The sequence below is a fragment of the Microvirga subterranea genome (genome assembly GCF_003350535.1).
GTDB classification, from domain to species: domain Bacteria; phylum Pseudomonadota; class Alphaproteobacteria; order Rhizobiales; family Beijerinckiaceae; genus Microvirga; species Microvirga subterranea.
Window position 1 is genome coordinate 477,302 of the sequence record NZ_QQBB01000002.1, and the last position, 24,921, is coordinate 502,222.

The following is a 24,921-nucleotide window of genomic DNA, read 5'->3' on the forward strand; positions in this document are numbered from 1 at the left end:
CTTAAAGGCTAAACCACAGCGTCGCTATACCCAGGAAGGCGAAGAAGCCCACGATATCCGTGATGCTGGTGACGAAGGGGCCCGAGGAGACGGCGGGATCCACACCGAGGCGGTTCAGGGTCAGCGGCACGAGGATGCCGCCGAGAGCCGCAAAGATCAGGACTGTGATGAGGGCAAGGCCGATCACGATCCCGATCTGGCTGGACTGGAACCACAGGGCGGCCACGGCCCCCAGGATGACCGCGAAGACCAAGCCGTTCAGAATGCCGACGGCGGCTTCGCGACGGATGATGCGCCAAGCATTCGTGCGGCCGAGTTCTCGGGTCGCGAGTGCGCGGACCGCGACCGTCATGGTCTGGGTGCCGGCATTGCCGCCCATCGAGGCCACGATCGGCATGAGGATCGCGAGGGCCACCATCCGCTCGAGAGATCCCTCGAAGAAGCGGATGACCCCGGCCGACAGGAAGGCCGTGCACATGTTGGCAAAGAGCCAGGGAAAGCGACTCCTCTGGATGTAGAGAACCGTGTCGGAGAGCTCCTCGTCCGACTTCACGCCGCCGAGCTGCTTGATGTCCGCGTCCGCCTCTTCCTCGAGCACGTCCACGATGTCGTCGACCATCATCACGCCGACGAGGCGGTTGGCCTCGTCCACGACGGCGGCGGAGACGAGGTTGTAGCGCTCGAACAGGCGCGCGACCTCCTCCTGGTTCTGCGTCGCCTCCACCCGGTCCGGCTCGTCATCCATGATCTCCTGGATCGTCACAGGCCGCTTCGAACGCAGCAGGCGGTCGAGCGCCACGGCGCCGAGCAGGTGGCCGGCCGGATCGATGACGAAGATCTCGTAGAAGGTCTCTGGCAGATCCGCGGTGTCGCGCATGAAATCGATCGTCTGCCCCACGGTCCAGAAGGGCGGGACGGCGATGAGCTCCGTCTGCATGCGCCGGCCGGCGCTCTCCTCCGGATAGTCGAGGGAGCGCTGGAGTGCGATGCGCTCCATGGGCGGGAGCTGGTCGAGGACCTCGGCCTTGTCCTCCTCGCCGAGGCTCTCGAGAATCGTGACCGCGTCGTCCGAATCGAGCTCGCGGACGCCCTCCGCGAGGGTCGAGGGATTCAAACCTTCGAGGATTTCCTCGCGGATAGCCTCGTCGACCTCGGTCAGAGCCGTGAAGTCGAACGCGGAGCCGAGAAGCTCGATGAGGCGGGGGCGGAAGTCTGGGTCGAGCGCCTCCAGCAGGTCGCCGAGGTCGGATTCGTGGAAATCCTCGAGCAGGTGCTGAAGGCGCGCCGTGTCCGATTCCTGGATCGTGTCGGCCACCAGGGCCACGAAATCGGGATTGATGAAGCCTTCCTCGTCGCGGAAAGGCACAGGCTCGGCCACGCCGTCCTCGGGCGTGTGGAGCGCCGTCTTGTCGTCAGCGTCCAGCATGGGCCTGTCCTTCGTGGTGATCAGAAGCCTTTTAGGCATGGGGCAGGGCCCAGACAATGCGCCGAGAAGACCTGATCGCGGAAACGGGTGGCGGTGGTTTCTCGGACCCTGATTCAGGCTCACGAGAAGGAGGTTCACTCTAGGTGACGCGCTGCGGCGGCGCAGGCAACAAAAAAGGCCCCGGAACGGGACCTTTTTTAGTGTGCCCTGAGGGCTTTCTCGAAGGTTTGGTGCGGTCGAGAGGACTCGAACCTCCACGGGTCTCCCCGCTACCACCTCAAGGTAGTGCGTCTACCAATTCCGCCACGACCGCGAAACCTTCGAAGCCAGGGTTGTCTCCCCCGGCGAGGCGGTGAACTAACAGAACGATCGGGCCACCGCAAGCCCGTTCAGCGAGTCTTTTGCCGCATTCGCAAAACTGAGCCGCAATCCCTACCTTGTAACGGCCCTTGGCGCCTCCGGCCGATGTTGACCGGGGCGCCGCGAGGGGGGATTGGGTAAAGCCGTTCACTGCTGCAGGAGACCAAGCCGTGTCGAGCCTTCGTGACAATCTGGCGGATACCTTTCCGGCCGAGGCCGGCGCCGAGCCCGTGGAATGGCTCGTGACCGAGGGGCTCACCGGCTACGAGCGGGCGGTCGCGTTCATGGAGGAGCGTGCCGCCGCCATCGCGGACGGGCGGGCGCGCGAGCTCGTCTGGCTCGTGGAGCATCCGCCGCTCTACACGGCCGGGACCTCGGCCCAGGATGAGGACCTCGTCGACCCGGACCGTCTTCCGGTCCACAGGACGGGGCGGGGAGGGCAGTTCACCTATCACGGGCCCGGGCAGCGGGTGGCCTATGTCATGCTCGACCTCAAGCGCCGCCAGCCCGACCTGCGCCGGTACGTGGCGGCTCTGGAGGCTTGGCTGATCGCCACGCTCGACGGGTTCAACGTCCGGGGCGAGCGGCGGGAGGACCGGGTCGGGGTCTGGGTCAGGCGCCCGACGAAGGGCGACAACACCGAGGACAAGATCGCCGCCATCGGCATCCGTGTCCGCCGGTGGGTGAGCTTCCACGGCATCAGCCTGAACGTGGAGCCGGACCTGTCCCATTTCTCGGGCATCGTGCCATGCGGGGTGACGGAGCACGGGGTCACGAGTCTCGTGGATCTCGGGATCCCGGTGACCATGCCGGAAGTCGATTCTGTCATGCGGTCCGCCTTCGAGGAGATCTTCGGCCCGACGGTCCAGGTCGAGGAGGCGTTGCTCCAGAGCAACTGATCCGGGTTTTCGGACCTTGACCGCTACAAGACTTCTCCCCAACGGCGCTTCATGCTCTAAGCTTGTCCGGAAAAGCTGAACCACCGGCAGGCTTCTCTATGCAACGCGCTCTTCTTGTCTCCCTTGTCGCTCTGGCCGCTTCGGCGTGCTCCTACACGCCCAAGCCGAGGGAGCTCATCCATATCGTCGATTCTCCCGCCGACGTCCGGGTCTGCACCCGCCTCGGCGAGGTGAGCCCCACGGTCCCCACGGTGCCGGGCTTCGGATCGGCCACGGATGCGATGCTGGATTCCACCCTGGCTCTGGGCGGCACGCATCTTTACCTCCAGCGGAACTCCCCGGACTGGAGCCTCGTGCGCGGTATCGCCTATCGCTGCGGCCCCGGCGTCGTCCGGCAGGAGACGGTGATCCGCGCCAAGGGCTGATTCGCCCAAGAGCGGATCAGGAGGCGGTTGCCCCCTCGAACCTGAAATGCCAGCCTGTGACCCTTTGAAGAGGCCTCCCGCTCCGGGGGGCCTCAGTTCAATCCAGGGAGCCTGAAGACGTGCCCGTCATTGCCTCCACGGCCGATCTCTCCTCCGTAACTGCGCAGGCGAACCGCGCGGCCTGGGCCGAACTCGCGCGCGAGCTGCAGGACAAGCGCTCCACTGCAGCTCAGGGTGGGCCGGCCAAAGCGCGCGAACGCCACCTCGCCCGCGGGAAGCTGCTGCCGCGGGAGCGCGTGACCCGCCTGCTCGATCCCGGCGCGCCGTTCCTGGAGCTGGGCTCGCTTGCGGCCCACGGCATGTACGAGGACGCCATCCACGGCGCCGGCATCATCACCGGCATCGGCCGCGTCGAAGGCCGCGAGGTGATGATCGTCTGCAACGATTCCACCATCAAGGGCGGCACCTACTACCCCATGACGGTGAAGAAGCACCTCCGCGCCCAGGAGGTGGCCCGAGAGAACCGTCTTCCGTGCATCTACCTCGTCGATTCCGGCGGCGCGAACCTGCCGCACCAGACCGAAGTCTTTCCGGACCGCGAGCACTTTGGCCGCATCTTCTACAACCAGGCGACCCTGTCCTCGCTGGGGATTCCGCAGATCGCCTGCGTCATGGGCTCCTGCACGGCAGGCGGCGCCTATGTGCCGGCCATGTCCGACGAGACCGTCATCGTGCGGCGTCAGGGCACCATCTTCCTAGGCGGCCCGCCCCTGGTGAAGGCCGCGACGGGCGAGGTGGTCTCGGCCGAGGATCTGGGCGGAGCCGACGTCCACGCCCGCCAGTCCGGCGTCGCCGACCACTACGCGACCGACGACGTGCACGCCTTGGCGATCGTCCGCCGCATCGTCGGCACGCTCAACACCCGCAAGAGCGTCGACATCGACCTCGCCGACCCGGTCGAGCCGAAATACGCCCTCGAGGACCTGGACGCGATCGTGCCCACGGACCTCAAGAAGCAGTACGACATCCGCGAGGTGATCGCCCGGCTCGTCGACGGGTCGGAGTTCGACGAGTTCAAGCGGCTCTATGGCACGACCCTGGTGACGGGTTTCGCGCGACTCTGGGGCATGCCGATCGGCATCATCGCCAACAACGGCATCCTGTTCTCGGAGAGCGCTCTCAAGGGCGCGCATTTCATCGAGCTGTGCTGCCAGCGGCGCATCCCGCTCCTGTTCCTGCAGAACATCTCCGGCTTCATGGTCGGGCGTCAGTACGAGGCCGGCGGCATCGCCAAGGATGGCGCGAAGCTCGTGACGGCGGTCGCCTGCGCGCAGGTGCCGAAGATCACGGTCCTGGTCGGCGGCTCCTTCGGGGCGGGCAATTACGGCATGTGCGGCCGGGCCTATTCGCCGCGCTTCCTGTTCACCTGGCCAAACTCGCGCATCTCCGTCATGGGCGGCGAGCAGGCCGCGAGCGTGCTCGCAACCGTTCGGCGTGACAACATCGAGGCCGAGGGCAAGTCCTGGAGCGCCGAGGATGAAGAGGCCTTCAAGGCGCCGATCCGCGAGCGCTATGAGGAGGAGGGCAGCCCCTATCACGCGACCGCCCGCCTCTGGGACGACGGCGTCATCCTCCCTTCCGAGACCCGGCGCGTGCTGGCGCTGGCCTTCTCGGCGACCCTGAACGCGCCGGTGCCCGACACGAAGTTCGGCGTCTTCCGCATGTAGCCGCAGAGCCGGCCCTTGCCGGCCGGCGCTTCCGCACCAGCGTATTCCGGGAGACGCTTTCCGGAGGCCGCGATGGATTCGCCAGAGGAGCGCCGCCTGCGCTATGCCGCGAAGGTTGCGGAAGAGGCCGGGATCAGCAACTCCCGCGTCGAGCAAGCCTTCGCGTCCGTTCGGCGTGAGGATTTCCTGCCCCCGCCGCCCTGGACCGTGATCAGCCGCGGCACGGCGTTCCAGACCTCCGGCATCGACGACATCTATGCCAACGTCTTGGTCGCGATCGACCGGACGCGCGGCATCAACAACGGCGAGCCGGCGCTCCATGCGGCCTGGCTGGCGGCGGTCGGCCCGCAGCCGGGCGAAACCATCATTCATGTCGGGGCGGGAACCGGCTACTACACGGCGATTCTGGCGCGTCTCGTCGAGCCGGGCGGTCGTATCGAAGCCTATGAGTACGAGGCTGACCTTGCAGTCATCGCGGCCCGAAACCTGTCGGGCTACCTCCAGGTATCCGTTCACGCGGGCTCCGCATACGGAAGGATATTGCCGAGCGCGAACGTCATCTACGTGAACGCCGCCGTGGCGGCGCCGGACCGGGAGTGGCTGCGGGCTCTCCACCAGGGCGGGCGCCTGATCTTTCCGTGGCAGCCGCATGGGGATTGGGGCCCTGCGATGCTTGTGACCCGCGCGCTGAACGGCTACCGCGCCAAGCCCCTCATGAGTGTCGGCTTCATCGGCTGCAGCGGAGCGACCGCCAGAGATCCGGCTGGTTCCGGCCCATCGGAATCGGACGTCGCCGCGACGCGCTCGATCTGGCTGACGGCCGAGCGAGAGCCGGATGCCTCAGCAACCGCAATTTACGACGATGTGTGGTTTTCGTCGGTCAATGTCGATTAAGGGGTAGGAAAATGGTCCGAAAGATGTTGCGGCTGCGCAACACCTTTAAACCTTCCTGATCCTGCCGTTCTTGGCCCAAGCTCCGCCGCGATCCCGCCATAAACCACGAGCACCTGATAAAGCACGATAAAGTGCTTCAAACCCAACGCTTTAAGGCCAAGAGGCCTTGAGCCGAGCTCGGCAGAAAGCTTGCAGGCTTACTCTTTCGGGGTCGTTGCGTCGGCGGCGCGGCACATGGCAAATCACGGTGGTTCCGTAACCAGTCGGAATTAGGGTGATATGCCTAATAGGGAAGAGTGCAGGTCCATGGATGCCCGCGTGATCGACAAGTCGAGACTCCCGAGCCGTCACGTGACGGTGGGGCCGGCTCGCGCGCCGCACCGGTCCTATCTCTACGCCATGGGCCTTACCAGCGAGCAGATCGCGCAGCCGCTCGTCGGCGTCGCCACCTGCTGGAACGAGGCGGCCCCCTGCAACATCTCGCTCATGCGCCAGGCGCAAGCGGTGAAGAAGGGCGTCGCGGCGGCCCACGGCACGCCGCGCGAGTTCTGCACCATCACGGTGACCGACGGCATCGCCATGGGGCACCAGGGCATGAAGTCGTCCCTCCCGTCCCGCGAGGTGATCGCGGACTCGGTCGAGCTGACCATGCGCGGGCACTCCTACGATGCGCTCGTTGGCATGGCCGGCTGCGACAAGTCCCTGCCTGGCATGATGATGGCGATGGTGCGCCTCAACGTGCCGTCGATCTTCATCTATGGCGGCTCGATCCTGCCCGGCTCGTTCCGGGGCAAGCCCGTCACGGTCCAGGACATCTTCGAGGCGGTCGGCAAGCACTCCGTCGGCGAGATGTCCGACGAGGACCTGACCGAGCTCGAACAGGTCGCATGCCCCTCGGCAGGCGCCTGCGGGGCGCAGTTCACCGCCAACACGATGGCGACCGTGTCCGAGGCCATCGGCCTCGCGCTCCCGTATTCGGCCGGCGCTCCGGCTCCTTACGAGATTCGCGACCGGTTCTGTGCGGCGGCCGGCGAGCAGATCATGGACCTGATCGCCCGGAACATCCGGCCGCGCGATATCGTGACCCGCAAAGCGCTCGAGAACGCAGCCACGGTGGTGGCGGCGTCCGGCGGCTCGACCAATGCGGCGCTTCACCTGCCGGCCATCGCCCATGAGGCCGGGATCAAATTCGACCTCTTCGACGTGGCCGAGATCTTCAAGCGCACCCCCTACATCGCCGACCTGAAGCCGGGCGGCCGCTACGTGGCGAAGGACATGTTCGAGGTCGGTGGCATCCCGCTCCTCATGAAGACCTTGCTCGACCACGGCTTCATGCACGGGGACTGCCTGACGGTGACCGGCCGCACCATGGCCGAGAACCTCGCCTCGGTGCAGTGGAACGACCATCAGGACGTCGTCCGCCCCGCGGACAAGCCGATCACGCCGACCGGCGGCGTGGTAGGGCTCAAGGGCAACCTCGCTCCCGAAGGCGCGATCGTGAAGGTCGCCGGCATGCCGGTCGAGAAGCAGACCTTCCGCGGCCCCGCCCGGGTCTTCGACGGCGAGGAGGCTTGCTTCGAGGCCGTGTCCAAGCGCCAGTACAACGAGGGCGACGTGCTCGTCATCCGCTACGAGGGACCGCGCGGCGGCCCCGGCATGCGCGAGATGCTCTCGACCACGGCCGCTCTGTACGGGCAGGGCATGGGCGACAAGGTGGCTCTCATCACCGACGGCCGTTTCTCAGGCGCGACGCGCGGCTTCTGCATCGGCCATGTGGGGCCGGAAGCGGCGGTCGGCGGACCGATCGGCCTGATCCGCGACGGGGACGTCATCGTCCTCGACGCCATCAAAGGAACCATCGACGTGGAGCTCTCGGACGAGGAGCTGGCCAGCCGCCGTGCGGCATGGACTCCGCGCGAGACCACGGCGACCTCGGGATATCTCTGGAAATATGCGCAAACAGTAGGTCCTGCGCGGGATGGAGCCGTCACCCATCCCGGCGGAGCTGCAGAAAAAGAAACCTATGCGGACGTCTAGCCTTATCGCATTCACCCTGGGCGTGACCCTGCTCGGCACGAGCGCATCGCACGCGCTCGATGCCGCTCCGCGTCCGCAGACCATCTCGCCGACGCTTGCCCCCGTCACGCCCGCGCTCGCCCCGGCCATTCGGCCAAGCGTGAAGTACGATTCCGCTCGTGAGGCGCTGCGGAATGGCATGCGCGACTACAATGCCGGCGACAAGATCGGCGCCGCTCAGGCGCTCGAGTATGCGGCAGGGCAGGGGCATACGCTCGCCCTCTGGAAGCTTGGGCGGATGTATGCCGATGGCGACGGCGTCGACCACGACGACCTGAAAGCGTTCGAGTATTTCTCGAAGCTCGCCGACCAGAACGCGGACGAGAGCCCGGATTCCCCGAACGCCGCGGTGGTCTCCAGCGCCTTCGTGGCGCTCGGCGGCTATTTCCTGGAAGGGATCAAGGGCACTTACGTGGCCGCCAATCCCTCTCGTGCGGTCGAGATGTTCAACTATGCGGCGTCGTATTTCAGCGACCCGAACGCGCAGTACAATCTGGCCCGGCTCTATCTCGAAGGCACCGGCGTTTCGAAGGATGCCCGCCGCGCCGCCCGCTGGTTCAACCTCGCGGCCGAGAAGGGGCACCACGCCTCTCAGGCGCTTCTCGGGCATCTGCTGATCACCGGGCAGGGCGTTCCGCGCCAGCGCGCGAAGGGGCTGATGTGGCTGACCCTCGCGCGGGAAGGCAGCGCCGATCCGGTCAAGGACCAGTGGATCGAAGCGCTCTATGACGAAGCCTTCGCGACGGCGAGCGAGGGCGATCGCAAGCTCGCCCTGGCTCTTCTCGAGCAATACATCCAGTCCCGCCGATAGGCCTGTCGGCGGGCCGGCCTCCACCTACTCGATGTCCAGATCCACCATCACGGGGACATGGTCCGACGGCTTGTCCCAGCCGCGCACCTCGCGGCGGATCGAGGACGTCCTGAGACGGTCCTGAGCCTGGGGCGAGAGCAGCAGGTGATCGATGCGGATGCCGTTGTTCCTCTGGAAGGCGCCGGCCTGGTAATCCCAGAAGGAATAGAGGCCCGGCTGGTCGCTGCAGGAGCGCACCGCATCGCCGAAGCCCAGGTTCAGAAGCTCGCGGAACTTCGCCCGGCTTTCGGGCTGAAAGAGCGCATCGTTGCGCCAGGCCGCGGGATCGGCCGCGTCTTCGGGTTCCGGAATGACGTTGTAGTCGCCGCAGAGCACGAGCGGCTCCTCAAGGGCGAGGAGCCCGCGCGCATGAGCCTTGAGGCGGTCCATCCAGGCGAGCTTGTAGTCGAATTTCGGCGTGGCGATGGGGTTGCCGTTCGGCAGGTAGATCGAGGCTACCCGCACGACGCCTTGGGAGGTCGAGACGACCCCCTCCAGATAGCGCGCCTGCTCGTCCGTCTCGTCGCCCGGAAGGCCGCGGCGGACGTCCTCAAGCGGGCTCTTCGAGAGGATCGCCACGCCGTTATAGGCCTTCTGCCCATGAGTCTCGACCTTGTAGCCGAGAGCCTCCACCTCGGCTCGCGGGAACGCCTCGTCGACGCATTTCAGCTCCTGTAGGCAGAGGATGTCGGGATCCGCGCTCTTCACGAAGGTGACGAGGTGATCCAACCTCTGCTTGATGGAGTTCACGTTCCAGGTGGCGATCCGCATCGCTTCGCTTCCGTTCCATATCCGACCTGTTTCATCGGATGTTCGCGAGACTCTGGCAAGCTCCAACGCAGCGTCATCCCCACGGTTGCCCTCGATGCCGACATCCTGGTCCACGCCCATCGACAGCGAGATCTGCGCAGTCGTTCCGGCCGGCACGCATTTCCTGTGGCATCTTCTGAACGCCGTGGTCCTGCTCATCCTGATGCGGGCAACCATTGCGTCGTTCCCGTCGGGTCGGGCAAAAGCGGCATCCTGAACAAGCGCGCCGAAGGGAGGGCTCTGCTGTGGCACGGGTCGAGATACACGGATACGCGATCGTGTCCGACGATGATCGGATCGCCGACGCGATGGGGCGGATGCCGGACGTCCTGCGCAACGATGCCGACTGGGCGTACTTCCAGGCGGGGCTCGACAGGTCGGCCCTGTCGGTGCTCGGGCGGCTGGGGCATGAATCGAACCCTAATCCCAAGCGACGGCTGCGCGTGATCGTGTCCTCGTCCTCCTCCGGTCTGGAGCGGCGCGACGACGGCTGGTGGTGGAACCCGCAGGCTCTGTCCTGGCAGGAGGCGATGGCGCGGGTGCTGCCCGGAGGCGGAGAGGTCGCGGTGCCGGGCGGGCGCCGGGTTTTCGACCTGTTCCTCGGAATCGGCTACGACGCCTTTCATCTGGCCCGTGCCGAAGGCGTTCGGATCCCGGGCGGTGTCGCCCTGTTCTCGGCATGCGACCAGGGTCTGGGCGCCGAGGCTATCCTGGCGGGACGTGGCCTGAAGCCGGGTGAGCGCCGGATCCTCGACCCAGCCGTTCCCGTCAGCCTGACGGTATGGACCCCGAAGGGCGAAACTGACGCCTAGCTCTGGCGTTGTCTCGCGAGAGCGATTTCCGGGGAAGCATCATGCGTTATCGAGCCATGTCCGTCGCCGCAGCGGCCGTCCTGCTGGCGGGAGCCGCGTTCGCCCAGTCCTCCGGGGGCTCCTCGGGAGGTTCCTCCTCTGGTGGTGGAGGGGCCGGCGGGGCAGGCGGCGGAGCGGCTTCCAGCGGAGCGACATCAGGCGGCGCGGCCGGGACCACGTCCTCGGGCGGCACGTCGACCGGAACGTCGACATTGCCGCCGTCGAGCCAGCCGGCTTCGCCCGGATCCGTTCCGCGCCCGTCGACACAGCCGACGGATGCCCCCGGGTCCGAGCGCAGCACCGGCGGTGCCGCGACGACCAGAGGCGCGGCCGGCAATCAGGGGACGGCAGCGCCCCGCGGGGGAGCCGGAGCCGGCGGTACGGCGGCCCCCTCGTCCGTCGGCCGCACGCCTCGCGAGGAGGCGCTGGACCGACGGAGCCGAGAACTCGACCGCCGGATCAAACGCGGGATCTGCGTCGACTGTGCCGATTGATCAGGCAGCCTCGCCGAGGGCCGGATAGTCCGTGTAGCCCTTCGAGTCTCCGCCGTAGAACGTTGCCCGATCCGGCTCGTTCAGGGGTGCATTGAGGCGGAAGCGCTCGACAAGGTCCGGGTTCGCGATGAACAGCCGGCCGAATGCGACGAGATCCGCGCGGCCGCTGGCCACCGCCTCTGCCGCCATGGCACGATCATAGCCATTGTTCGCGATGTAGGCGCCGCGGAAGGCGCCCCGCAGACCGGCATAGTCCACCGGCACCGCGTTCCGGTCGCCCTGGGTGGCGCCCTCGATCATGTGGATGTAGCTGAGACCGAGTCCGTCGAGCTTCTCGATCACATGGCTGAAGAGCGCCTGCGGGTTGGAATCCGCGGCGTCGTTGACCTGTGCCGGCGACAGGCGGATGCCGACCCGGCCCTTGTCCCATACTTTCAGAACTGCCTCGGTGGCCTCGATCGTCAGCCGGGCCCGGTTCTCGATGGAGCCGCCATAGGCGTCGGTGCGCTTGTTGGCGCCGTCCTTCATGAACTGATCGAGCAGATAGCCGTTCGCTGCATGGATCTCCACGCCGTCGAAGCCGGCTTCCTTGGCGTTGCGAGCCGCGTTCTCGTAGTCGCGCAGGATGCCCGGAATCTCGGAGAGCTCCAGCGCCCGCGGCTCCGATACATCGGCGAAGCCATCCGCCAGATAGGTCTTGGTGTTGGCGGTCAACGCCGAGGGACCGACCGGAGCACCGCCGTCCGGCTGCAGCGACGTATGGGAGACGCGGCCCACGTGCCAGAGTTGGATGAAGAGGCGGCCGCCTGCCTTGTGGACGGCATCGGTCACCTTACGCCAGCCGGCGACCTGCTCCGGCGTGTAGATGCCGGGGGTGCGGAGATAGCCCTGGCCTTGGTGGGAGATCTGGGAGCCTTCCGAGATGAGCAGGCCGGCGCTGGCGCGCTGGGCGTAGTACGCCGCTGCGTCGGGACCGGGCCGGTCGCCCGCGGGTGTCGCGCGGTTGCGGGTGAGGGGTGCCATCACGAGCCGGTTCGGCAGGGTCAGGTCGCCCAAGGTGAAGGGTTGGAACAGTGCGGACGAGTCGGCGCTCATATTATCCTCTTCGAGGCTGTGGAATTTTGCATTGCACAAGCCTGCAAGAGATAATGACCGTCTGCCCAACTGCAACGAAGGTCAGCCATCCGATTCCCGCATGGCTGAGCCTTATGGGTCGTGTCAGGCCTCGGCTCCTGCCTTGTCGAGCTTCTCGATGTCCGCCGGATCGAGGCGCAGTCTGGTCGCGGCGACGAGATCGCGAAGCTGCTCCAGGCGTGTCGCACTCGCTATCGGGGCGGTGATGCTTGGGCGGGCGATCAACCACGCCAGGGCAACCTGGGCCGGGGTGGCATTGTGGTGCAACGCCACCTGATCGAGCGCCGCGAGGATCTTCTCGCCGCGTGGGTTGAGATATTTGCCCATGTTGCGCCCGCGGGCGCTCTTCCCGAAATCGGCTTCCGACCGGTACTTGCCGGTGAGGAATCCGCTGGCAAGGCCGTAATACGGAATTACGCCGATCTCGTTGTCGCGGCAGAGCTGCTCGAGCTCTCCCTCGAACTCCGATCGGTCGTAGAGATTGTAGAGGGGCTGCAGGCTCTCGTAGCGGGGCAGGCCCATGCGGGCGCTGGTGTCGAGGGCTTCCTTCATGCGCGCGGCGGTGAAGTTCGAAGCGCCGATGGCCCTGACCTTCCCCTCGTTGATGAGATCGGCATAGACGCCGAGCGTCTCGGCCTGGGGCGTATCGGCGTCATCGCGGTGCGACTGGTACAGGTCGATGTGGTCGGTCTGGAGCCGCCTGAGTGAAGCCTCCACGGCCGAGCGGATATAGGCCTTCGACAGGCCCTTCTGGTTCGGCCCCATTTCCGAGCCGACCTTGGTGGCGATGATGACCTGATCACGGTTGCCTCGCGCCTTCATCCATTTGCCGATGATGGTCTCGGATTCGCCGCCGCTGTGCCCCGGCACCCAGCGGGAATAGACGTCCGCCGTGTCGATGAAGTTGAGCCCGGCCTCGACGAGGGCGTCGAGAAGCTTCAGCGACGTCGCCTCGTCGGCCGTCCAGCCGAAAACGTTGCCGCCCAGGCAGAGCGGCGGGACCATGATGCTCGAGCGACCAAGGCGACGCTTATCCATTTCATTCTCCTGTTCGCTGCCGAACTGTGTCAGGGGTCGTCATTCTCAAGGGCAGAGCTGGGTCTGCCGGGATGCAGGCCTATATTATCTGGATCGCGCGACGGCCCTTCAAGCCAGCCTTCGGATTTCACGCATGATTTCACTTTCCGTCCTCGACCTGTCCTTCGTCACGTCCGGCTCCACGCCCGCCCAGGCCTTGAGGAATACCCTCGATCTCGCGAGCCACACGGACAGGCTCGGATTCACCCGGTTCTGGGTGGCCGAGCATCACAACCTGCCCTCCGTCGCCAGCGGCGCTCCGGACATCATGATCGGGCAGATCGCGGCCGTCACAGAGCGCATCCGAGTCGGCTCCGGCGGCGTCATGCTGCCGAACCACGCGCCGCTCATGGTGGCGGAGCGCTTCAAGCTGCTGGAGGCCCTCTATCCCGATCGCATCGATCTGGGCCTCGGCCGTGCGCCCGGCACGGATCCGGTGACCTCCTACGCGCTGAGGCGGATGCAGGAGGAGCGGGGTCGCGACGATTTCCTGGAACGCCTACAGGAACTGATGCTGCTCGAGACCAAGTCGTTTCCGCCCGAACATCCCTTCCGTCGCATCGAGATCATGCCATCCGGCGTGCCGCTGCCGCCCATCTGGCTTCTGGGCTCCAGTGATTACAGCGCCCATCTCTCCGCCAGGCTCGGCCTCGGCTTCGGCTTCGCTCACCACTTCGCCACGCACGATGCGGCCGATTCCATGCTGAGCTACCGGAATGGGTTCCAGCCGTCCCAGTGGCGCGCGGAGCCGCACGCGATCCTCACCGTCGCCATCATCTGCGCTGAGACGGACGACGAGGCGGAGCGGCTGGCATCGAGCGCGGATCTGAACTTCGTGCGGCGGATGCGCGGCGAGTTCGGGCCGATCCCGAGCCCGGAGGAGGCGCTGGCCTACCCCTACACGCCGTCCGAGCGCGAGATGATCCGGCGCAATCGCGAGCGCCTGTTCGTCGGGTCACCGGACACGGTCCGGCAGAAGCTGCAGCCCTTGATCGACGAGACGAAAGCCGACGAGCTGATGGTGACCTCGGCCATGCACGACCATGCGGCGCGCAAGAGATCGTATGATCTGGTCGCCAGGATCGGCTTCACGGCGCCGAACCGCACCTAAAGATATGGCCGGGACGAGCCCGGCCATGATCGCCGCTGCGCGCGACGGATGCGCGCCTCGCCCGCTGCCGGAGCAGCCGGGCCGGCCGCCTTACTTCTTGCGCGCGCGGCGCTTGGTGTTGAGCGAGTCCTTCAGGGTCTTCGCAGCTTCGAACTTCACGTTCTTCGACGCGGCGATCTTGATGGCCTCGCCGGTCTGCGGGTTGCGACCCTTGCGGGCGCCGCGCTCGACCATCTTGAACTTGCCGAAGCCGAAGATCGCGACTTCCTCGCCCTTCTGGACCGACTCGGCGATCGCCTGGAAGACGTTCTCGACCACGTCGCGGGCAAAGGTCTTGGTGAGCTCGTGCTCTTCGGCAATGAACTCGATCAGATCATTCTTGTTCATGACACCCCTCATGGTTAGGTAGGAAACCGTAGCTCATGAAGGATTTTATAGCGTGGTCAAGTGTCCAGGCGACCGGGCAGGGGGCTGACGCAGGGTAAAAACCCGCGAGAATCGCGGACTTTCCCCAATTAGTTTGCGGCGAAGCAGTAGAGCAACCCTGCGCCGCCGGTGCTCCGGAGGGCATCCTGGCTGCACCCGCCCCGGGACAGATGCGAGGCGTTCCAGGATTTCGCCGGCGGACTCTCGTCGAGACCTGTCCGGTCATGATGGCCCAGCATGGCGGCGCCTTCCGCGCCGCTCCTCGTCCAGTTCCCGCAGGTCCGGTCCTCACCGGCCGGGAAGGCGGTGCCGTCGGGCTGCGAGCCGGTCAGGATGTCGTGCTGATTGGGCGAGTCGCCCCGGCCCTTCACCGTTTCGCCCTTCTCGGTCAGGGCGGTCTGCTTGGTGAGATTGTTGGTGCCGTGCAGCTCCGCCACATCCTTGGCGATGACGACGCCCTTCGCGTTCTGCCACGGCCCCCGCCCGATTCGGTCCTTTGCGTTGACCGCCTGGGCCCCTCCCGCCGCCTGTGTGGACAGGTAAGCCCGCCAAGTCCTGTTCCCGGCACCCGCGGCCTGGGCCAGCGTCTGGCAGTGCCGGTCCGCACCTTCGAGCCCGCCGAGATCCGCGCCTTTGCCCGAGCCGACGCTCGTCACGAAGAAGGTCATGTCGGCCGCGTTGGCGTCCTGCGCCTGGGCGCCCGCCGCAGGCAAAAGAGAGAGCAGTCCGGTCGCTGCGAGCAGAGAGCCCTTGCCGATCCAGTTCATGAGATCCTCCCGTTTCACGCATCCGCGCTCCGGTTTAGGAGCCGGGTATTCGCAACGCAAAAAGCTAGCACGCGCGGGTCACCGACAGAGTGACAACTGCGTGAACAATCCTTTCGGGGTGCCGGCTACTCCTTCACGGCGCCCGTCATCGATGACACGTAGTAGTCGACGAAGAACGAGTAGAGCAGCACCACGGGAAGCGAGCCCAGGAGCGCGCCGGCCATGAGAGCGCCCCACTCGTAGACGTCGCCGCGCACGAGTTCGGTCAGCACGCCGACCGGCACGGTCTTGTTCTCCGAGGATTGGATGAAGGTCAGGGCGTAGATGAACTCGTTCCAGGACAGGGTGAAGGCGAAGATGCCCGCGGAGATCAGCCCCGGCACCGAGAGCGGCAGCATGATCTTCATGAGGATCTGCCAGCGGGAGGCTCCGTCGACCAGGGCGCATTCCTCCAGCTCGAACGGTATCGACCGGAAATAGCCCATCAGCAGCCAGGTGCAGAACGGGATGAGAAAGGTCGGATAGGTGAAGATCAGAGCGAGCTTGGTGTCGTAGATGCCGAAGTTGAAGATCATCACGGCGAGCGGGATGAACAGGATCGACGGCGGCACCAGATAGGCGAGGAAGATCAGCAGGCCGATCCAGCGCGAGCCGTTGAAGCGGATCCGCTCGATCGCGTAGGCGCCGAGGACCGACGCCGCCAGCGACAGGACCGTCGATCCCACCGCCACCACCATCGTGTTGACGAGCCATCCCGGATAGGAGGTCTCGAACAGCAGGTAGCGGATGTGCTGAAGGGTCGGATGTTCCGGCCAGAGCGGGTTGAACTCCCGAAAGTTGGTGAGCTCGTTGTTCGGCTTCAGGGCCGTGATCGTCATCCAGTAGAACGGGAACAGGAGGACGAAGACGAAGATCGCGAGCGGCAGGTAGATCGTGACCAGCCGCCTCGGCAACCGGTCGAGGTAGCTCATGCCGACGCTCTCGTCGGCCATCGTCTGATCGGCGGGGCGTGCCGTGGAGGTCATCAGTCCGTTCCTCCCTGCTGCCAGCGGCGACGCTGCAGACCGAAATAGCTGAACAGGATCGCGGCGAGCAGGAACGGCACCATGGCGACGGCGATCGCCGCGCCCTCGCCGAGCTGGCCGCCGGGAATGGCGCGCTGGAAGCTCAATGTCGCCATGAGGTGGGTGGCGTTGAGCGGTCCGCCGCGGGTCAGCACGTAGATGAGCTGGAAGTCGGTGAAGGTGAACAGCACCGAGAAGGTCATCACCACGGCGATGAGAGGGGACAGCATCGGCAGCGTGATGTAGCGGAAGCGCTGCCAGGAGGTGGCGCCGTCCAGGGTCGCGGCCTCGTGCAGGGAGGGCGAGATCGTCTGAAGGCCGGCCAGCAGGGTGATCGCCACGAACGGGATGCCGCGCCAGACATTGGTGAGGATCACCGTGATACGGGCATTCGTGGTGTCGCCCAGGAAATTGATCGGGGTCTCGATGAGGCCGAGATTGATGAGCGCCCAGGAGATGATCGAAAACTGGGAATCGTAGATCCACCAGAACGCGATGGCGGAAAGAACCGTCGGAACGACCCAGGGCAGGAGCACGACCGCCCGGACGAAGGCTTTGAACGGAATGTGCTCGTTGAGAAGAAGCGCGAGCCAGAGGCCAAGCCCGAACTTCAGGACCGAAGCCACCACCGTGTACAGGATGGTGTTGAACACGGAGAGCCAGAAGAGGCTGTCCTCCCACAGGAGCTGGTAGTTCTCCAGGCCGACGAAGACGCCGGCGCGGCCGATCCTCGTATCCGTGAAGCCGAGCCAGACGCCGAGACCGAGCGGATAGGTCAGGAAGATCAGCAGGAATGCTGCTCCGGGCAGCATGAAGAGCAGGCCGAGAAAACCCTTGCTCTGGAGCAGAGGCTCCCGCGACCGCGCCGCTGGCGCGTCTGCGTGGGTGAGGGCAGCATTGGCCATCGGCAACTCCGCTGTACCAAAATAAGGAAGGGCGGCGGCACGTGCGCCGCCCCATTCGTCGTCAGACGCGGTAGTAGCGGTTCGCCCGCTGTTCGGCGCGCTTGGCGGCTTCCTCCGGCGTGCGTTGCCCGGTGGCGGCTTCCGCCACCATGTCGACCATCACGTAGTCTGCCATCGTGGCGGCGGAGGCGTAGCCGAGCGGTCCGGCATAACCGTTCGTACGCAGGGTCGACGAGGCGCGCTTGTAGGGCTCGTGCACCGGGTCCGATGTCCACACCGGATTGTCGATCATGCCCTTCAGGGGCGGGCAGCAATAGGCGCTCGACGCCGTGATCCAGGCGTCCATCTGCGGCTTGTCGAGCATGTATTGCAGGTAGGCCCGGGCCGCGTTCGGGTACTTGGTGTACTGGAAGATGACCGCCGAGGTCGTCTGGTGCAGTTCAACCGCTTGTCCGACAGGTCCGACCGGCAGGGTGGTCGAGCGGATGTCCTTCGCCATGTCGGCCATCTTGGGGTCGTTCTTGGCCGAGTAGTAGAGGGAGACGCCGTTCGCCGTGACGGAGATGTCGCCCGACAGGAACACCCGGTTGTTGTTGATGTCGAGCCAGCTCTCCGTGCCGGGAATGAAGGTCTGGTAGAGTTCGCGGGCGTATTGCAGCGCCTTGATGGTCTCGGGCGAGTTGATGGCGACCTTGCCGCTCTCGTCCACCATCTTGCCGCCGTGGCTCCAGACGATCCAGTGGGCGAAGTTGTTGCCGTCGCCCACCGCCTTGCCGAGGGCGAAGCCGGCCGGCTTGCTCTTGGCCTTGAGGGCTTTGCACATCTCCAGGAATTCGTCCGTCTTTTCCGGGAACTTCGACCAGCCGGCCTGCTGGAGCATGCTCTCGCGGTAGAGAATGCCGTTGCCGATGGCCGCCAGCGGGAGCGCGATGAACTTGTTGTCCCGCTTCGCATAGCCTTCGAGGCCCGGATAATAGCCGCCGTACTTGCTGGCGAAGTTCGTGGCGATGTCGGTGACGTCCATCAGCTTGTCGGGGTACTGGAAGGGATCGTCGAACCAGACCAGCATGATGTCCGGGCCCGAGCCGACATTGGCGGCCACGGCCGCCTTCGGGCGGATGTCCTCCCAGCTCTCCTTGTCGACGCGCACCTGGACGCCGGTCTCGTCGGAGAATTTCTTTGTATTGGCGAGCCACGAATCCTCGTCGCCCTTCACGAAGGGCGTCCAGCGCAGCACGCGCAGGGAGGCTCCCTGTTCAGGCTTGTAGGCCGGCGCGGCAGCCTGCGCAAAGGCCGGCCCGGATCCCAGCAACTGGGCTCCCGCCGCGCCCGCCGCAAGGCCGGCGGTCCCGAGAAGCAGATCGCGTCTAGACAACGTCATCGTCGATTCCTCCGCAGCCCGGGATGTTTTTTGAACGGCTACGCAACCTTCCCGGCAGGGTCGCGCGCTGAAGTCAGTTGATGCGCCGCCCCGTTTCCTTGTCGAAGAGGTGGACGAGCGCCGGATCGGGCGCGACACGGATCGTCTCGCCGGGCTTGGCGGCGATCCGCTCGCGGAACACGCAGCTGATCTCGCGGCCGCCGGCTCTTGCGACGACAAGCGTCTCCGATCCGGTCGGCTCGGTGACGATCACCTCGACCGGAATGCCGTCGCCCGTCAGACGGAAGTGCTCGGGCCGGATGCCGTAATAGGCTGGACGCCCGATCGCAGCCGCCGGAGCGCTTCCGATCGGAAGCATCAGATCGCCGACGGAGAAGCCGGACGATTCGATGCGTCCTTCGAGAACGTTCATGGCCGGGGAGCCGATGAAGCCGGCCACGAAGAGGTTGGCTGGACGGTCGTAGAGCTCCAGCGGCGCGCCCATCTGCTCGACGATCCCGTCATGCATGACCACGATCTTGTCGGCCATGGTCATGGCCTCGATCTGGTCGTGGGTGACGTAGACCGTGGTAGTCTTCAGCCGCTGATGCAGGGCCTTGATCTCCGTACGCATCTGCACGCGCAGCTTGGCGTCGAGGTTGGAGAGCGGCTCGTCGAAGAGGAAGACCTGCGGGTCGCGCACGATGGCGCGGCCCATGGCGACGCGCTGGCGCTGACCACCCGAAAGCTGGCGCGGGTAGCGGTCGAGAAGCTTGGTCAATCCGAGGATCTCGGCCGCGCGGTCGACCTTGGTGGCGATCTCGGATTTCGGCGCGTTCTTCAGCTTGAGGGAGAACGCCATGTTGTCGGCGACCGTCATATGCGGGTAAAGCGCATAGTTCTGGAACACCATGGCGATGTCGCGTTCCTTGGGCGGAAGGTTGTTCACCACCCGCGGGCCGATCCGGATCTCGCCGCCGGTGATGTTCTCGAGCCCGGCGACCATCCGCAGCAGGGTCGACTTCCCGCAGCCCGAGGGGCCGACCAGGATGACGAACTCCCCGTCCTGGATGTCGACCGAGACACCGTGGATGACTTGCGTGGCCCCGTAGGCCTTTCTGACGTCACGGATTTCAACGGAGGCCATGTGGCCCCCTTTGCGCTTCCATGCCCTGACAGGAATGGCGTCGGACGGGACATGATGTCCGTCCCAGGACGCGGGCAGCAGACAACCGGCGCGTCAATGCCGGCCTACGGCCTTGAAGCATGCACTTCCTCCCAGCCCCCGCTTTTATACGTGCCCGTCTGATGCAGGCTTGCAGCGTTGCTTGCGTGCATTATTCCAGCAGTATTCGGCCGAGATCAAGCACCAGTGTCATGCTTTTTCGAAGAGGCCTCCCAATGGAGCGGAATCAAGATTTCGCGAACGGAAGGTATCCGCTCCAGGAAGAGCAGGTCCGCGTCACAGATCTTGCGCGGCGGCGGCCGAATTCTGATCATGGCATTGCAAAGATTGAAGCCGACCTTCACAGTAAGCGCGACGCAAAGGAAGCTCATTGATGGAAGTTCTCGTTCTCGGGGCGGCCGGCATGGTCGGCCGCAAGCTCGTCGAACGCCTCGCGGCGGAGGGGAATCTCGGCGGGCGGCAGATCACCCGCGCGATCCTGCACGACGTCGTCGAGCCGCCGGTCCCGCAGAATGCTCCCTTCGCAGCAACCCAGGTGACCTCCGACTTCTCCGCTCCCGGCGATGCGGAAAAGCTCGTCGCGAGCCGGCCCGACGTCATCTTTCATCTCGCTGCCATCGTGTCGGGCGAGGCCGAAGCCGATTTCGACAAGGGCATGCGCATCAACCTTGACGGAACGAGGCTGCTCTTCGATGCGGTCCGCGTCATCGACGGCTATTGCCCGCGCCTCGTCTTCACGTCGTCCATCGCGGTCTTCGGCGCGCCCTTTCCGGACGCCATCGGCGATGAGTTCTTCCTGACGCCGCTGACGAGCTACGGCACGCAGAAGGCCATCGGTGAACTGCTCCTGTCCGACTACACGAGGCGCGGCTTCCTCGATGGGGTGGGAATCAGGCTGCCGACCATCTGCGTGCGTCCGGGCAAGCCCAACAAGGCCGCTTCGGGATTCTTTTCCGGCATCATCCGGGAGCCCCTCAACGGGCAGGAGGCGATCCTTCCGGTTCCCGAGGATGTCCGGCACACGCATGCCTCGCCCAAGTCCGCCGTCGGCTTCCTGATCCACGCCGCCACCATCGAAGGGGCGCGTCTCGGGCCGCGGCGCAACCTCACCATGCCGGGTGTCTCCGTGACCGTGGCGGAGCAGATCGACGCCCTGCGGCGCATCGCGGGCGACCGGGTCGTCGCCCGCATCCGCCGCGAGCCTGACGAAACGATCATGCGGATCGTCGAGGGCTGGCCGCAGCGCTTCGATGCGCGCCGGGCAAGGGAACTCGGCTTCCGGGCGGAGGAGAGCTTCGACGAGATCATCCGCATCCATATCGACGACGAGCTCGGCGGCACCTTCGCCTCCTGAGCGCGGATCATCGGGGAGAGCCTACCATGGCCAACGAGAAGCGGTTCGAGGGCAAGCGCGCCATCGTGACCGGTGGCGCCTCCGGCATCGGAATGGGCGTCAGCGCCCGCCTTGCCGGGGAAGGCGCCAGGGTCGCCATCTGGGACATGAACGACGAGGCATTGTCGGCCGCCCGGGAGAAGATCGGCCCGGGAGCCGTGACGATCCGGGTGGATATCACCGATCCGGATGCGGTTCAGGCGGCCTGCGAGGAGACCCGGACGGCGCTCGGCGGCATCGACATCCTGGTCGCAAGCGCCGGCATCACGGGCCCGAACACGACCGTTTGGGAATACCCCGTCGATGCCTGGCGCCAAGTGATCGACGTCAATCTCAACGGCCTGTTCTACTGCAACAGGGCGGTGGTTCCGGTCATGCTGGCAGGCGGCTATGGCCGGATCGTCAACGTGGCCTCGGTCGCCGGCAAGGAAGGCAACCCGAACGCTTCGGCCTACAGCGCCTCCAAGGCGGCGGTCATCGGCCTCACCAAGTCCCTGGGCAAGGAACTCGCCAAAAACAACATCACGGTGAACTGCGTCACGCCCGCCGCGGTCCGCACCCCGATCTTCGACCAGATGAGCCAGACGCACATCGACTTCATGCTGTCGAAGATTCCCATGGGCCGGTTCGGCACCGTGGAGGAGGTGACGGCGCTGATCACCTGGCTCGCGAGCGAGGAATGCTCCTTCACCACGGGAGGAGTCTTCGACGTGTCCGGCGGGCGGGCGACGTACTGAACGAACTGATGGCAAAGAGGGGAAACGAATGGCCGAAAACGCGAAGATCGCCATCGTCACGGGGGCAGGGACCGGGGTCGGCAAGGCGATCACCCGCGGACTTCTGGAGGCCGGGTTTACGGTCCTGATGGCCGGACGGCGCCGGGACGTGCTGGAAGCGGCGGAGCGCGAGGTCAGGGCGCCGGGGACGACAGTTCTCTCGGTGCCGACGGACATCACCGATCCCGCCTCTGTCGCTGCCCTGTTCGCAAAGGCCAAAGAGGACTTCGGAAGGCTCGACCTCCTGGTCAACAACGCCGGGATCGGGGCGCCTGCCATTCCGCTCGAGGATCTCTCGATCGAGCAGTGGCGAAGCGTCGTCGATACCAACCTCACGGGTGCGTTCCTCTGCACCCAGGAGGCCTTCCGCATCATGAAGGACCAGAGCCCGCGCGGCGGCCGGATCATCAACAACGGATCGGTCTCGGCCTATGCGCCGCGCCCGCTGTCCGCACCCTATACCGCCACGAAGCACGCCATTCTCGGCTTGACCAAGTCGACGGCGCTCGATGGGCGTCCCTACGACATCGCCTGCGGGCAGATCGACATCGGGAACGCCGCGACCGACATGACGACCAAGATCGCGACCGGCGTGCTGCAGGCCAACGGATCGGTCGCCGCGGAGCCCACGATCGACCCGAAGCATGTCGCGGATGCGGTGGTCTACATGGCGAACCTGCCGCTCGCGGCCAATGTTCTCACCATGACCGTGATGGCGACCAAGATGCCGTTCGTGGGGCGCGGCTGAGCCGAGGCCGGCACCTCATGTCAGGAGGCGAGGGGGGTCTTCGGCGCGACGGAATCGCGTTTCGCCGGGGCCGCTAGGTCAGGGCTGCCGAGGGTCTCAAGCGCCGGCAGGAGCCGGTTCTCGAGGGAGGCGATCTGACGGGTCAGGGCGTCGATGCTGGCCTTGAGGGCCAGGACGTCGGCCGCGTCGGGAATCGTCGCAGAGGACGGCCGTGACGGCTCCACGACCGGGCCGAGCATCGGCTCCCGTCGCTCATGGATGATCGAATAGGCGGCCGGCTCAGGCCGCTCCTCGGCCTTCCGGAAAAACAGGCCCAGGGCACTCCGGACAAGGCGCCAGACAATCCAGGCACCGAGGGCCGCCGCCAGGACCGTGACGATCGCCGGAGCAAATTCCAGCCCATAGGTCAGAAACGAGTTTCCATCGAGCAAGCGCAATTCTCCTTCTGCATGGCTCCATGCCGGAGCGCACATAAGGTGAGGAGTGTGACTGCTTTAAGTTCTTGTCGTGGCATTCGCCCCATTGCTGATGCGATACATCGTTCCCGCGGCATCGGAACCAGAAGCGTGGCCATTCGGTTGAGCACAGGATCGGCAGCTGCAAGCGCCGAGTGTCGGCAGATCCGGGTGACGCATGCCTTCCGAAATATGGCGATTGCTCAAGGCGGCCTTCGTGGGATGGTGGAACGACCGCGCCATGAGCCTGGGAGCGTCTATCGCGTTCTTTACCGTCTTCTCCCTGGCTCCGATCCTCCTCGCGGCGATTGCGGTGGCGGGCCTCGTCTTCGGCGTCGACGCCGCCCGAGGACGCATCGTTGGAGAATTCGGATACCTCATCGGCGAGCAATCGGCGTCCGCCCTCGAGGCGATGATCGTCAGCGCAAGCAATGTCGGATCGGGTATCGTCGGGATGACGATCGGCGTGGTTACGTTCCTGCTTCTTGCGACCGGCGCCATCGTCGAGCTGCAGGACGACCTCAACATCATCTGGAAGGCGACGCCGCCGTCGTCCTATGGCGTCTGGTTCTTCGTCCGCACGCGGCTGCTCAGTCTCGCGCTGGTGCTCGGGATCGGTTTTCTGCTCCTTGTCTCTCTTATCATCGACGCCGGGCTCTCCGCCCTCGGCGCCTATCTCGAGGCGAAGTTCTCGGGCGCGACCTTCATCCTGCAGTTCCTCAACAGCCTCGTGGCCTTCGGCATCGCGTTCCTGCTGTTTTCCATGATCTTCAAGATGCTGCCGGCCGTCGAACTGAAGTGGCGGGATGTCTGGACCGGCGCGCTGGTCACCAGCCTTCTCTTCACCCTGGGCAAGTTCCTGATCGGCTACTATCTCGGGCGAAGCGGTGTGACCTCGACTTACGGCGCGGCTGCGTCCCTCATCACGATCCTTTTGTGGATCTATTATTCCTCGCTGATCCTTCTCTTCGGGGCGGAGTTTACGAAGGTCTACTCGGAGCATCGCGGCAGTCGCGCCGCCCGAAGGGCCGCCGAAAAAGCAAAAGCTCTGGAGGCCGATAGGTCAGGTGTGGCGCAATAACGAAAAAGGCGGCTCCGGAGAGCCGCCTGATCGAAGGAATGTCGGCCGCAATCACTCGACGATCTCGACGATCTCGCGGGTCCGCGGATCGACCAGCACCGTGCGGTCATTGACGATCGTGTAGTTGTAGGAACTCTGCAGGCCCACGTTGCGGGGCACCGGATAGACGCGGACGCGCGGCGGAAGCGGCTGTCCGACGACCACTTCCTCTGCGACCTGGACGGACGGCCGCCGCTGGGCCGCCACGTAGGTCCTCACGCGGGTGGATTCGTCCGCCGTCAGAATGCCGCCGGCCGCCGCGCCGGCAATGCCGCCGACGGCTGCGCCGACCGGACCGCCAACCACGGCGCCCGCCACGGCGCCGCCTGCAGCACCGGTTGCCGCACCGCTCGACTGGCAGGCTGCAAGAGGGATGGCGAGAAGGGTCAGGAGGGCGGCGGAGTTCAGGACACGAGTGCGCATGGCGGATTCCTTTCCGTGTTGCACGTTGCGAACGCCGATAAGCTTGAGCGGTTCCCTCGCGGGGTCTCGGATCCCGACTTCCCGGATCGTGAAGCTGTTCTGCCCGCTGGTCGGGATCATCCGAAAGGAACGGCTAGGCCATCCCGACATTAACAATGGTTAAG

General features: G+C 65.6%; 26 protein-coding genes and 1 tRNA gene. 13 read left to right on the forward strand and 14 right to left on the reverse strand.

Features of this window, described 5'->3' with window-relative positions; all coding sequences use genetic code 11:
• Position 1 precedes the first annotated feature (1 nt).
• Both mgtE and DES45_RS07075 read right to left on the reverse strand, forming a co-directional pair.
• Positions 2–1,426 (reverse strand): magnesium transporter, encoded by a 1,425-nt coding sequence (gene mgtE / locus DES45_RS07070; protein WP_114769262.1) that lies wholly within the window; start codon positions 1,424–1,426, stop codon positions 2–4.
• Positions 1,427–1,654: 228 nt separating this feature from the next.
• A tRNA-Leu gene (locus tag DES45_RS07075) sits at positions 1,655–1,739 on the reverse strand.
• 217 nt (positions 1,740–1,956) lie between these two features.
• On the opposite strand from DES45_RS07075, the gene lipB reads away from it, so the two are divergent.
• From lipB to DES45_RS07105, 6 genes are all read left to right on the forward strand, one after another.
• Complete coding sequence (lipB, locus tag DES45_RS07080) at positions 1,957–2,685, forward strand: lipoyl(octanoyl) transferase LipB (protein ID WP_114769263.1); 729 nt, start codon at positions 1,957–1,959, stop codon at positions 2,683–2,685.
• Positions 2,686–2,783: 98 nt separating this feature from the next.
• Positions 2,784–3,110, forward strand: a complete 327-nt coding sequence (locus DES45_RS07085) for a hypothetical protein (protein WP_114769264.1) — start codon at positions 2,784–2,786, stop codon at positions 3,108–3,110.
• Between the two features lie 119 nt (positions 3,111–3,229).
• A complete protein-coding gene (locus tag DES45_RS07090; RefSeq protein WP_114769265.1) occupies positions 3,230–4,837 on the forward strand; it encodes a carboxyl transferase domain-containing protein in 1,608 nt (535 codons plus the stop codon).
• Between the two features lie 72 nt (positions 4,838–4,909).
• Positions 4,910–5,731 carry a protein-L-isoaspartate O-methyltransferase family protein gene (locus DES45_RS07095; RefSeq protein ID WP_114769266.1) on the forward strand — a complete coding sequence of 274 codons (822 nt, stop codon included), beginning with the start codon at positions 4,910–4,912 and terminating at the stop codon, positions 5,729–5,731.
• Positions 5,732–6,037: 306 nt separating this feature from the next.
• Positions 6,038–7,768: a dihydroxy-acid dehydratase gene (gene ilvD, locus DES45_RS07100; protein WP_114769267.1), complete on the forward strand. Its 1,731-nt coding sequence runs from the start codon at positions 6,038–6,040 to the stop codon at positions 7,766–7,768.
• Entirely contained in the window at positions 7,755–8,618 is an 864-nt protein-coding gene (locus tag DES45_RS07105) for a tetratricopeptide repeat protein (protein ID WP_114769268.1), read from the forward strand. Before ilvD ends, DES45_RS07105 begins: the two co-directional genes overlap by 14 nt.
• A gap of 24 nt (positions 8,619–8,642) precedes the next feature.
• Here DES45_RS07105 and xth read toward each other — a convergent pair whose 3' ends face one another.
• Complete coding sequence (gene xth / locus DES45_RS07110; RefSeq protein WP_114769269.1) at positions 8,643–9,428, reverse strand: exodeoxyribonuclease III; 786 nt, start codon at positions 9,426–9,428, stop codon at positions 8,643–8,645.
• A 94-nt stretch (positions 9,429–9,522) separates the two neighbouring features.
• On the opposite strand from xth, the gene DES45_RS25055 reads away from it, so the two are divergent.
• Together DES45_RS25055 and DES45_RS07115 are read left to right on the forward strand one after the other, a co-directional pair.
• Positions 9,523–9,684, forward strand: a complete 162-nt coding sequence (locus DES45_RS25055; protein WP_170151394.1) for a hypothetical protein — start codon at positions 9,523–9,525, stop codon at positions 9,682–9,684.
• A 61-nt stretch (positions 9,685–9,745) separates the two neighbouring features.
• Positions 9,746–10,279, forward strand: coding sequence for a dihydrofolate reductase family protein (locus tag DES45_RS07115; RefSeq protein ID WP_245571569.1), 534 nt, complete (start codon positions 9,746–9,748; stop codon positions 10,277–10,279).
• 46 nt (positions 10,280–10,325) lie between these two features.
• Here the strand turns inward: DES45_RS07115 and DES45_RS25060 are convergent, their stop codons facing one another.
• The 3 genes from DES45_RS25060 to DES45_RS07130 all read right to left on the reverse strand — a co-directional run bounded on the left by DES45_RS25060 (position 10,326) and on the right by DES45_RS07130 (position 12,984).
• Positions 10,326–10,655 (reverse strand): hypothetical protein, encoded by a 330-nt coding sequence (locus DES45_RS25060; protein WP_170151418.1) that lies wholly within the window; start codon positions 10,653–10,655, stop codon positions 10,326–10,328.
• Positions 10,656–10,812: 157 nt separating this feature from the next.
• Complete coding sequence (locus DES45_RS07125) at positions 10,813–11,907, reverse strand: alkene reductase (RefSeq protein WP_114769272.1); 1,095 nt, start codon at positions 11,905–11,907, stop codon at positions 10,813–10,815.
• 123 nt (positions 11,908–12,030) lie between these two features.
• Positions 12,031–12,984, reverse strand: coding sequence for an aldo/keto reductase (locus tag DES45_RS07130; RefSeq protein ID WP_114769273.1), 954 nt, complete (start codon positions 12,982–12,984; stop codon positions 12,031–12,033).
• A gap of 133 nt (positions 12,985–13,117) precedes the next feature.
• On the opposite strand from DES45_RS07130, the gene DES45_RS07135 reads away from it, so the two are divergent.
• The gene (locus DES45_RS07135; protein WP_114769274.1) at positions 13,118–14,134 is read left to right on the forward strand and encodes an LLM class flavin-dependent oxidoreductase; all 1,017 of its coding nucleotides are present in this window, start codon (positions 13,118–13,120) and stop codon (positions 14,132–14,134) included.
• A 90-nt stretch (positions 14,135–14,224) separates the two neighbouring features.
• On the opposite strand, the gene DES45_RS07140 is transcribed toward DES45_RS07135, so the two are convergent.
• The 6 genes from DES45_RS07140 to DES45_RS07165 all read right to left on the reverse strand — a co-directional run bounded on the left by DES45_RS07140 (position 14,225) and on the right by DES45_RS07165 (position 19,803).
• Entirely contained in the window at positions 14,225–14,521 is a 297-nt protein-coding gene (locus tag DES45_RS07140; protein ID WP_114769275.1) for an HU family DNA-binding protein, read from the reverse strand.
• 128 nt (positions 14,522–14,649) lie between these two features.
• Positions 14,650–15,327, reverse strand: a complete 678-nt coding sequence (locus tag DES45_RS07145) for a hypothetical protein (protein ID WP_114769276.1) — start codon at positions 15,325–15,327, stop codon at positions 14,650–14,652.
• A gap of 125 nt (positions 15,328–15,452) precedes the next feature.
• The gene (locus DES45_RS07150; protein ID WP_114769277.1) at positions 15,453–16,352 is read right to left on the reverse strand and encodes a carbohydrate ABC transporter permease; all 900 of its coding nucleotides are present in this window, start codon (positions 16,350–16,352) and stop codon (positions 15,453–15,455) included.
• On the reverse strand, positions 16,352–17,203 hold the full coding sequence (locus tag DES45_RS07155; RefSeq protein WP_425374271.1) for a carbohydrate ABC transporter permease: 852 nt from the start codon (positions 17,201–17,203) through the stop codon (positions 16,352–16,354). Before DES45_RS07155 ends, DES45_RS07150 begins: the two co-directional genes overlap by 1 nt.
• Positions 17,204–17,357: 154 nt before the next feature.
• Positions 17,358–18,677 (reverse strand): ABC transporter substrate-binding protein, encoded by a 1,320-nt coding sequence (locus DES45_RS07160; RefSeq protein WP_114769279.1) that lies wholly within the window; start codon positions 18,675–18,677, stop codon positions 17,358–17,360.
• Between the two features lie 73 nt (positions 18,678–18,750).
• Positions 18,751–19,803 carry an ABC transporter ATP-binding protein gene (locus DES45_RS07165; RefSeq protein ID WP_114769280.1) on the reverse strand — a complete coding sequence of 351 codons (1,053 nt, stop codon included), beginning with the start codon at positions 19,801–19,803 and terminating at the stop codon, positions 18,751–18,753.
• A 412-nt stretch (positions 19,804–20,215) separates the two neighbouring features.
• Here DES45_RS07165 and denD point away from each other — a divergent pair, with 412 nt between their 5' ends.
• Genes denD through DES45_RS07185 form a run of 3 tightly spaced genes read left to right on the forward strand, consistent with a single transcriptional unit; the run spans position 20,216 to position 22,759 of the window.
• Positions 20,216–21,196, forward strand: coding sequence for a D-erythronate dehydrogenase (denD, locus tag DES45_RS07175; protein WP_114769282.1), 981 nt, complete (start codon positions 20,216–20,218; stop codon positions 21,194–21,196).
• 26 nt (positions 21,197–21,222) lie between these two features.
• The gene (locus DES45_RS07180) at positions 21,223–21,972 is read left to right on the forward strand and encodes an SDR family NAD(P)-dependent oxidoreductase (RefSeq protein ID WP_114769283.1); all 750 of its coding nucleotides are present in this window, start codon (positions 21,223–21,225) and stop codon (positions 21,970–21,972) included.
• A gap of 28 nt (positions 21,973–22,000) precedes the next feature.
• Positions 22,001–22,759, forward strand: a complete 759-nt coding sequence (locus DES45_RS07185; RefSeq protein WP_114769284.1) for an SDR family oxidoreductase — start codon at positions 22,001–22,003, stop codon at positions 22,757–22,759.
• A 20-nt stretch (positions 22,760–22,779) separates the two neighbouring features.
• Here DES45_RS07185 and DES45_RS07190 read toward each other — a convergent pair whose 3' ends face one another.
• Positions 22,780–23,190: a hypothetical protein gene (locus DES45_RS07190; RefSeq protein WP_114769285.1), complete on the reverse strand. Its 411-nt coding sequence runs from the start codon at positions 23,188–23,190 to the stop codon at positions 22,780–22,782.
• A gap of 202 nt (positions 23,191–23,392) precedes the next feature.
• Here DES45_RS07190 and DES45_RS07195 point away from each other — a divergent pair, with 202 nt between their 5' ends.
• Positions 23,393–24,295, forward strand: a complete 903-nt coding sequence (locus tag DES45_RS07195; protein WP_114769286.1) for a YihY/virulence factor BrkB family protein — start codon at positions 23,393–23,395, stop codon at positions 24,293–24,295.
• Between the two features lie 51 nt (positions 24,296–24,346).
• Here the strand turns inward: DES45_RS07195 and DES45_RS07200 are convergent, their stop codons facing one another.
• Positions 24,347–24,757, reverse strand: coding sequence for a DUF1236 domain-containing protein (locus tag DES45_RS07200; RefSeq protein WP_114769470.1), 411 nt, complete (start codon positions 24,755–24,757; stop codon positions 24,347–24,349).
• Between the last annotated feature and the right edge of the window lie 164 nt (positions 24,758–24,921).